The organism is Streptomyces kebangsaanensis, assembly GCF_001906585.1.
Lineage (GTDB): Bacteria > Actinomycetota > Actinomycetes > Streptomycetales > Streptomycetaceae > Streptomyces > Streptomyces kebangsaanensis.
Genome location: NZ_JUJA01000114.1, coordinates 22,769 through 31,878, shown reverse-complemented (window position 1 = coordinate 31,878; position 9,110 = coordinate 22,769). Strand labels below are relative to the sequence as shown.

Below are 9,110 nucleotides of genomic sequence, written 5' to 3'. Positions count from 1 at the left end.
GAGCCGTACGCGAACGGGCCCGAGGCCACCCTCGACGTGACCGTCTCCGCCGGTGAGCTGCTGGAGTCGGTCGACGAGGCGGCGGCCTCGGCCCACGTCCCGGCCGCGGTGACCGGGCCGCCGTGGGCGGGCGTGCTCCCGCCGCGCGGCGGCTGGCGCCCGGAGCCGGGACTGCCCCCGGCGGCGGCCCTGGGCGCGATGGTGTCCGCCGCCGTCGCCGAATTCCGCTCCCGCACGCAGGAGTTGGAGGAAGAGCGGCGCACGCGCGCCGAACTCGACCGGATCGGGCGGGAGATCTGGTCCCGGATGGTCGGACAGACCCAGCTGCCCGTGCGGGCCGTGCACGCGGCGCAGTCGCTGCGGTTCCTCAGGCCCCCGGCGGCCCCCGGGACGGAGGACCCGGCGTTGTTCTCGTCGGGCGCGTGGCTGCGGCTGCGGACCCCCTACGGTTCGATCGCCGTACGGCGGGCCGAGGCCGGGCTCGGCACCCTGGGCCTCAGCGTCCGCTGACCCGGTGACGGCCGGCCGTCAGCTCCCCTCGCTGTCGTCCGGCCGCACCGCGATGTGGTCCGGCTCCAGCTCCAGTGCCACCCGGTCGCGCATGCCCAGGGCCTGGGTGTACTCGGCGGGCAGTTGCAGGCGTCCGGCCCGGTCCAGCATGGCGTACTCGCGGCTCACCACCCGCTCGTCGCCGGTCGCCGCGTCCACCTCGCTGCGGCGCAGCACCTCCGTGGACGTACGGCCGTCGCGGATGGCGACCGTGCGGCGCACCTCGGTGGCGACCGCCTGGTCGTGGGTGACGATGACGATGGTGGTGCCCAGGCGTTCGTTGGCGGTGCGGAAGGCGGCGAAGACCTGCTCGGCGGTGTGGGAGTCGAGTTCGCCGGTCGGCTCGTCGGCGAGCAGCACCGCCGGGTTGTTGGCGAGGGCCACCGCGATCGCGACGCGCTGCTGCTGGCCGCCGGACATCTCGTGCGGGCGGCGGTCGCGGCAGTCGTCCACCTGAAGCAACTCCAGCAGTTCCAGCGCCCGTTCGGCCTTGGCGCGGCGGCCCCTCCCCCAGGTGCCGGACAGCTGCATGGGCAGGGCGACGTTCTGCGCCGCGGTCAGGTAGGGCAGGAGGTTGCGGGAGGTCTGCTGCCAGACGAAGCCGACGACCTCGCGGCGGTAGCGCAGGCGGTCCTTCGCGGTCATGGTGAGCAGGTCGTGGTCCGCGACCCGGGCCGCGCCGGCCGTGGGGGTGTCCAGGCCGGCGAGGATGTTCATCAGGGTCGACTTGCCGCTGCCGGACGCGCCGACGAGAGCCATGAGCTCGCCCTCGCGGACGAGCAGGTCCAGGCCCTGGAGCGCCTGGACCTCCACGCCGTCGGTGGTGAAGATGCGGACCAGGCGGTCGCAGCTGATCAGCGCGTCGTGGCCGTAGGCCGGGCGGGAGCGGCCCGCGGCGGCACGCTGGGCCAGGTCGGCCAGGCTGGGGTTCGTCGTCATCGGAGGTCTCCTGGGCGGCGGCTACGGCGACTGGAGCGGCCGCGGCGGTCACGGCGACCGGAGCGGCTGCGGTGCTCGGCTGGAGTCATCTCGCGTCCCCCGCCCTCAGCTCCCGTACCGAGCCCCGCCGCCCCGTCCACCACGCCTGTCCGACGGCGATCCCCACCGCCAGCAGCAGGACCGCCGCCGTCGGCAGGGCGAGCGACAGCGGATCCGTCCGCAGTGCGCTGCCGCCGAGGGACGCCGCCGTGGACGGCAGGGCGACGGCCGTCAGGTCGATGCCGGGGGACAGGAGGCGGATGGTCGCCCAGCCCGTCAGCGCGCCGCCCGCCGAGGCGAGCAGGGCCTGGGGCAGCGACTCCAGGACGAGGAGACGGCGGCCCTGGGCGCGGGTGAGGCCCATGGTGCGCAGGCGGGCGAGGAGCGCGGCACGTTCGGGCGCGGCCCGCAGCAGGGAGAGGAGCAGGGCCAGTACGGCGTACCCGGCACCGGCCGCCACCGCCACCGTGTAGACGGCCTCGGCGCCGGACTGCAGGGGCGAGTCGACGTACCGGGTCCGCTGCACCGAGCGCAGTTGTACGGACGCGGACTTGCCCACGGCCTGTCGCAGGGCGCCCGTGTCCAGGTGCTCGCCGGTCAGCAGCAGCGTGCTCGTCCCGGCGGTCGCACGGCTCAGCCCGGCCCGGTCCACGACCAGGAAACTGGTACCGGTCACGGCCGGGGTCCGGTCCCGGACCACGGTGATCCGGACCGTCACCTCGGTGCCGTCGCCCAGCCGCACCGGGAAGGGCCGCATGCCGTACGCCGCGGCGACCGACGGGGAGGCCAGCGCCGGCAGCGGGGCCCGGGAGCCGGCGTCGGCCGGTCGCCGCAGTTGCTCCGCCGGGAAGGCGCCGAGCCCGGTGCGGTCGGCCAGGGCCGCGTACTTCGCGGGGGTGACGCCCGCCAGCGGCACCTGCCTCATGGTCCTCCCCGCCTTGGCCCAGTGGTCGAGGCTCACCTCGGTGACGTCCCGTACGCCCGGTGCCCGGCGGAACCGGTCGGGCAGCCCGGCCGGCAGCGCGCCGGTCCCCTCGACGCGGGCGTCGGCACCGACCTCGAGGAGGGCCGCCCGGTCGCGGGCGTCGGCCACCCCCGCCAGCACCGAGCCGCCGAAGGCGGCGGTGGTGAGCGCGGTCAGCAGCGCGAGCAGGGGCAGTACCGGCGAGACGGACGTACGGCCCGCGCGGGCCAGGGACAGAGGGCCCACCACCCCGCGCATCCGACCGGTCAGGCGTGCCAGCCGGCGCAGCGGCCACGGGTACAGGCGGACCAGCACCAGGGCCGCGACCACGCCCACCAGCACCGGTGCCGGCGACACCAGAGGGTCCCCCGACCCGCCCGAGACCCCGCGCCGCCGCAGCGCCTCCACCGCCCCCGCCGCGATCACCAGCAGCGTCAGCTCGGCGACCGTACGGCGCCGGGAGGGACGTACGGACACCGTGTCCTCGCGCGGCCCGTGGACGCGGACCACGCGGTGCGCGACCGCCGCGCGCAGCGGCAGCGCGGCACAGGCCACGGCCGTGACCGCCACCGCCGCGACGACCGCGGCGGTGCGGCGGCCCCCGGGGACGGCGAGCAGGGCCGCACCGAGCCCCAGCGCCCCGGCCGGCACGGCGACCACCGCCGTCTCCGCGAGCAGCCGGCCGGTCAGGCCGGGCAGGGAGGCACCGCGGGCGCGCAGCAGGGCGAGTTCGGCGCGGCGGCGGTCGGCGGCCAGGCCGCCGGCCATCAGCAGGACGACGGCGGCGACCGTCGCGCTGCCGACGGCGGCGACCGCGACCAGCGGGACGATGCCGGACCTCAGGCTGTCGTAGGAGAGGAGCACGTCGTCGAGTTCGGTGCTCGCCTGTGTTCCCGGGTCGGTGGCCTCGCGTACTTGCCCCAGGCCCGGCCCGGACTCCAGGGAGGCGACCGCGGACTTCAGGCCGTCGAGTTCGTGGGCGTGCAGGGCGCGCGTGTCGGGGGCCACCTGCCAGTAGGGCGTGGCGTACCCGGCGGTGCCCAGCAGCGCGGGGGCCGCCTCGGGCGGGAGCAGCAGGACGCCGAGCCAGTACTCCGGCGGGGCGGGATCGGGCGAGGGCACGCGTATCAGGTCCGGGGTGCGCAGCAGGGGCTGCGTCGCCCAGTACGCGCCGTCGGGATCGCGCGGGGTCAGGATGCCGGTGACGCGGACGGCGAGCGGGGGGCGGGACACGGCGGGTACGTGGATGACCGAACCGACCTCGATGTGCATCTTCCCGGCCGTCTCCGCGGTCACGGCCGCCTCCACCTCCGCGGTCGCCGCCGTGACCTCGCCGCTCGCCCGCGGCAGCCGGCCCGCGCGCACCGAGGAGTGCGCGGCCAGTCCGCTCTGCGCGGCGAGGTGCACCTTCGCGGGCAGTCCGCTGGGCCGGGAGAGCCAGCGGTCGGGGACGGCGAGGTCGTTGCGGGTCTGCACCCCGTACGCCGACTGGCCGGGGTCGGCGGCGAGCGGCCGTCGGACGGTGTCGAGGACAGCGGCGTACTGGCGGCCCACGGCCTGGGGGAGCAGTGCCTGTTCCCGTTGCCGCTGAGGGAGGTGGAGGCCGGGCTGAGGGGCGCGCATCAGCACGGTGGTGCGTTGCGGGGTCGCCCGCTCCACGGCCCGGACCAGTCCGGTGTCCTCGTACCGGTCGAGCGCGCGCGGGAACGCGGCGGCCAGGCACGCGGTCAGCGCGACCAGCAGGGCGAGGGCGGCCGCGGCACCCGGCGCGGTGCGCAGCCGTACCCGGACCCAGGCGGGAGCGACGGGGGTCATCTCACTCACCTCCGCGGTCTCGGAGGGACACCGCAGGGTCGGCCCGGCGCAGCGCCAGTACCGCGGTGACGGCGAGCGGTGCGGCGGCGACGGCCGCCAGCAGGACGGCCACCTGGCCGGACGGCAGGTGGACCAGCACGGTCGGCACGGGTTTCACGGCCTGTCCGGTCAGCGTGATCAGCGGGATCACGGCCCGGGTCAGCACGGTGCCCAGGGCCGTGCCGACCACCAGCGCCAGGGCCACCAGCACGCCTTGTTCGGTGGCGAGCGTCCGGGCCAGTTGACGGCGCGGGGCGCCCAGGGCGCGCAGTACGGCGAACTCGGCGTTCCGTTCCCTGAGCGACCCGGCGGCACTCACCGCGAAGCCGACCGCGGCCAGCGCCGCCGCCACCACGGCCGCCGCGGTGAACGCGGCGGCGGGTCCGGCGCCGAAGGGGTCGTCGCGCAACTGGCCGGCGATCTCGTCCCGTACGACGACCTGTGCCGGGTCGACGTCCGGCACGGCGCGCAGGGCAGCGGCCACGTCCGCCGCGTGGTGGGCGTCGGTGCCCAGCCACCACTCGGTGGGCGCGACGCGTTCGCCGTAGCGGGTCTGGAGCAGCCGGTTCACCGAGCGCAGATCCATCAGCAGGCCGCCGCCGTCGTGCGCCGCGTCCACGGGAGCGCCCCGCTCGGAGACGGCCGTGGTGGGCAGCGCCCGTACCGAACGGACGATGCGGACCGGGACGTTCTGGCCGCCGAACGTCACGTCCACCCGCTGCCCCGGACGCGCGCCCACGGAGTCCAGGAAGCGGTCGGTCGCCACGGCCGCGATCTCCGGCTGCGCGGGCTGCGTGGCCTGGAGCCGTACGGTCACCGTGCCCGCGGCCCAGGGCATCTCGTGCGGCACGTGGCCGGTGCCGTAGGCGACGGTCAGTGGGTGGGAGGACGTCACGACCGGCCTGGCGGGGGTGGTGTCGCCGGTGGGGGAGGAGACGGTGCTGGTGCCGGCCGAGGCCGCCTTCCAGGCCGTCGGCAGGCCCAGCCGGCGCACCGCCCCGTCCGCGCCCGTGGCGGCCACCCCGGAGACGGTGAGGCGGTGGCGCTCGGCGAGGCCGACGGGCTGGTCCGTGGTCAGGTCGAGACCGGTCAGGGCCAGCGGTCCCGTGCCGGCGGGAAGGTCCAGGTCCAGGGGGCGGGGGCGGCCGTCGGCGGGCAGTGCGCCGAGCGGCATCCGGTACGGGACTCCGTAGCGGTCCTCCAGGGTGACCCCCACATGCACCGAGGTCCCCGTCCCGGAGCTGTGCAGGGCCGCCGTCAGCCGCAGCCGGGCCGTGCCCGCGGGCACCTTCACCCCCGCGGTCGCGCTCCTGGGCGCGAGCCCGGCGAGCAGCGGGCGTACGGGCTCGGACGCCAGGTCGGGGCGCATCAGCACGGAGTCCGCCGCGCGGGCGGTGTCCAGGGCGAGGAGGGTCGCGGTGCGGTCGCCGGCGAGCGGCAGCGTGGCGCGGACGGCGGGGGCGGCTGCGCGGACGTGCGGTACGGCCGCGTACTGCTCGGTGCGGGCGAGGCCCCCCTCACCGGCGGCCGGCAGCCGCACCGGAGCGCCCGCCCGGAAGTCGGCCTGGTCGTCCTGCGAACGGTCCCAGGAAGCGCCCTGGCCGATCGCCAGCATGCCCAGCGCGACGGCGAGGACGAGCAGCAGCACCGGGCCGGCCCCGCGCGTCGGACGGCGGCTGAACTGCCAGCCGGCCAGCGCCGTCGGCAGCCCGCGGCCCCCGGCGGCGCGGCGCTCGGCCAGCCGGGCCACCGGCGGCAGCAGCCGCAGGGTCAGCACCGTCCCGGCCAGCAGGGCGAGCGCGGGCGCGGTGACCAGCAGCGGGTCGATGCCGAGCGTGCCGACGACCTCCCCCGACGGCTGCCGGTTCAGCTGCCAGTACGCCACGGCGGCCACCGCCAGCAGGGCGACGTCCGCGCCCGCCCGCAGTGGCGCGGGCAGGGGCCGGGCCCGCGGGCCGGCCGTCGGCGAGGAGGTCAGCGCGGGCAGGGTCACCGCCAGCGCGCAGCCCAGCGCCACGGCCGCCGCGACCAGCCACACCCCCGCCCGCCCGGTCGCCGGGACGTCCGGGTGCAGCCCGATCCGGGCCAGGGCGCCCTGTCCGGCCAGCAGTCCGGTCAGCGGTCCGGCCAGCAGCGGCGCGCACGCCACGGCGGGCACGGCGAGCAGCAGCGCCTCCGTGGCGGCGAGGCCCGCGAGCCGGGCCCGGGAGCCGCCGCGCGCCCGCAGCAGGCGGTTCTCACCGGCGCGTTCGCCGCTCAGCAGCCGGGCCACCAGCAGCAGGGCACAGCCCGCGAGCAACGCCAGCTGGAGCGCGGCGATCAGCAGGGTCGAGCGGGCGACGAGCAGGGAGCGGTCGATCCGGTCCAGGACCTCGGGCAGCGAGGTCATGACCTCGGCCGTGCCGCCCACTTCGGCCGTCTTCCGCAAGGAGGCGGTGCCCTTGCGGACCGTGTCGCGCAGCGCCTCCGTCCGGCCGGTCGTCAGGGTCGAGAAGTCCGCGGACGCCTGCCACGCGCTCTGGCCCGTGCTCACCTTCCCGCCGCCGACGACACCGGGGCCGGCCAGCAGCGGCCCGTACGTCGTGAAACCGACCTTGCGCACCCCGCGGCCGCCCAGGTCGTCCAGCTGCCAGTACAGCGCCCCGGCGTCCGCGGGCCGGTACAGCCCGGTGATCCGCACGTGGACCTTCGGGCCGCCGAGCCGGTCGGCGAGGGCGAGCCGGGCGCCGGGCTCCAGACCGAGGCGCTGCGCGGCGGTCACGGGCAGCGCGGCCTCGACGTCCCCCGTCGCGGTCCCGCGGGGCAGGCGGCCGGAGACGAGCCGGATCTGCGTGGGGTCCAGGGCCGCGAAGTACGTCAGGTCCGGGTCGCCGGCGGGGGTGCCCCCTGCCCGAGCGGAGCCGGGAGCCCGGGGGAGCTGCGCCGGGGGCTGCACCGAGCGGGGCAGGCCGTAGGGGCCGGACCGCGTCAGGGTGCGTACGGTGACCGGCAGCCCGTCGAAGGCCGTGCGGGCCCGCTCGCGTACGGCGGCGTGGGCGGCCTCGGTGGCCGCGTGCCCGGCGGGCGGCGCGTCGGTCCGGACGACCAGGGTGGTGTCGGCCGCGTTGCGCGGGTCCCGCAGGGAGTGGCGCAGCGCCGCGTCGCCGATGGCGCCGGAGTACGCGGTGAGCGTCGCCAGCACCGTCGTGGTCAGCAGGACCGTGAGCAGCGCGGCGGCCAGCAGCAGCCGGTGCGCACGCGCACGCAGCAGGACGAATCCCGTGAACCCCGCCACCCGTTCCCCCGGAGTTGTCCAGACCTTCCGGCGATGCTTTCAGAGGACACGGGGTCCGGGTAAGCGGTTGTGGACCGAGCTTGATCGGATCGTGACCGGATTCCGGCGCGGAACGACCGGAATCCGGAACTCAGGGGGAGGGGAGGCGTGCGAGGAGACCGGCGAAGGGGCGGCTCAGCCCGGGGTGTTCACCATCGACGCCGCCGCGTACGTCAGGTAGTTCCACAGCGTCTGCTCGTGCTCCTGGGACAGGCCGAGCTCGTCGACGGCGACCCGCATGTGCCGCAGCCAGGCGTCGTGCGCCGCCCGGTCGACCCGGAACGGCACGTGCCGCATCCGCAGCCGCGGGTGCCCGCGCCGCTCGCCGTACGTCGTCGGGCCGCCCCAGTACTGGATCAGGAACAGGCGCAGCCGCTCCTCGGCCGGACCCAGGTCCTCCTCGGGGTACATGGCCCGCAGCTCGGGGTCCTCGGCGACCCCCTCGTAGAAACGGTGGACGAGCCGGCGGAAGGTCTCCTCCCCGCCGACCTGCTCGTAGAAGGTCTGCTCCTGAAGCGTGCCGCGCCGAATCTCATTCACGCGTCCATGCTCTCAGACGCGGGGACCGAGGACCGAGGACCTAGGACCAGGGGACCGGGGAGGGGCCGTGCGGTCCCTCCCCGGCGTGGTCCGGTGGGCGGGGCGCCGTTCTAGCCGCGCCTGATCGTGATCGTCGTCCAGGCGCCCAGGTGGACCCGGTCGCCGTCCTGGAGGGGGACCGGGACGAAGGGCTGGATGGGGTCCTCGGAGCCGTTGACCGTGGTGCCGTTGGTCGAGTTCTGGTCGACGACCGCCCAGCTGCCGTCGGGCTGCTGGACCAGCACCGCGTGCTGGTGGGAGACGCCCGGGTCCTCCGGCGGCACCGACAGGTCGATGTCGGGGGTGTCGCCGGTGGAGTGCCGGCGGCGGCCGATGGTGACCTGGTTGCCGGCAAGCGTGCGCTGCTGCTCGGGCGAGTACGCGGGCAGGTTGAGCCCCGCGGCCTCGGGGCCGGAGCGGTGCATCATCGCCATGAAGTACTCGCGGTCCGGGCCGATCGTCGCCGTCCAGGTCGCCGGCTGCTGCGGCTGGTGCGGGAAGCCCGGGCCGGGCGGGGCCTGGGTGGCGCCGGGCTGCGGGTAGCCGTAGCCGCCGCCCTGACCCGCACCCGGACCACCGGGACCGGACGGGCCCGTGGCCGACGGCGGGGAGAGCACCCAGTCGTCGTCACCGCCGAAGGAGGGGCCGCCCGGCTGGGGCCGGCCCGTCTCCTGCGGGAACCCGGGCGGGGCCGGCGGGCCGGCCTGCTGGAACGCCTGCGGGGCGCCCCCGGGGCCGCCCGGACCGCCGGGGCGGGTCGCACCGGGCGGCGGCGGGCCCGGCCGCGACGGGTCGGGGCCGAACCCCGAGGGACCGGGGCCCGGGCCACCGGGGCGGCCCGGGGGTTCGGTGCCGAAGGGCGGGCCCGGCGGG

At 77.0% G+C, this 9,110-nt stretch carries 6 protein-coding genes; 1 reads left to right on the top strand and 5 read right to left on the bottom strand.

Annotation, left to right across the window (positions count from 1 at the left end; genetic code table 11):
* The coding region (locus RH94_RS16910; protein WP_234425829.1) for a hypothetical protein at positions 1 to 510 on the top strand (510 nt) is incomplete at its 5' end.
* 18 nt (positions 511 to 528) lie between these two features.
* Here RH94_RS16910 and RH94_RS16905 read toward each other — a convergent pair.
* The 5 genes from RH94_RS16905 to RH94_RS43625 all read right to left on the bottom strand — a co-directional run.
* Positions 529 to 1,488 carry an ABC transporter ATP-binding protein gene (locus RH94_RS16905; protein WP_073948418.1) on the bottom strand — a complete coding sequence of 320 codons (960 nt, stop codon included), beginning with the start codon at positions 1,486 to 1,488 and terminating at the stop codon, positions 529 to 531.
* Between the two features lie 85 nt (positions 1,489 to 1,573).
* Positions 1,574 to 4,306 carry an ABC transporter permease gene (locus RH94_RS16900; RefSeq protein WP_073948417.1) on the bottom strand — a complete coding sequence of 911 codons (2,733 nt, stop codon included), beginning with the start codon at positions 4,304 to 4,306 and terminating at the stop codon, positions 1,574 to 1,576.
* A 1-nt stretch (position 4,307) separates the two neighbouring features.
* On the bottom strand, positions 4,308 to 7,619 hold the full coding sequence (locus RH94_RS16895; RefSeq protein ID WP_073948416.1) for an ABC transporter permease: 3,312 nt from the start codon (positions 7,617 to 7,619) through the stop codon (positions 4,308 to 4,310).
* A 174-nt stretch (positions 7,620 to 7,793) separates the two neighbouring features.
* Positions 7,794 to 8,198 carry a globin gene (locus RH94_RS16890; protein ID WP_073948415.1) on the bottom strand — a complete coding sequence of 135 codons (405 nt, stop codon included), beginning with the start codon at positions 8,196 to 8,198 and terminating at the stop codon, positions 7,794 to 7,796.
* A gap of 110 nt (positions 8,199 to 8,308) precedes the next feature.
* On the bottom strand, positions 8,309 to 9,110 hold an 802-nt coding region (locus RH94_RS43625), incomplete at its 5' end, for an FHA domain-containing protein (RefSeq protein WP_234425828.1).

What these genes read in the sequence shown, in the direction of transcription:
- RH94_RS16905 (WP_073948418.1), bottom strand. Translation starts at nt 1,488, where the DNA reads ATGACGACGAACCCCAGCCTGGCCGACCTGGCCCAGCGTGCCGCCGCG.
- RH94_RS16900 (WP_073948417.1), bottom strand. Translation starts at nt 4,306, where the DNA reads ATGACCCCCGTCGCTCCCGCCTGGGTCCGGGTACGGCTGCGCACCGCG.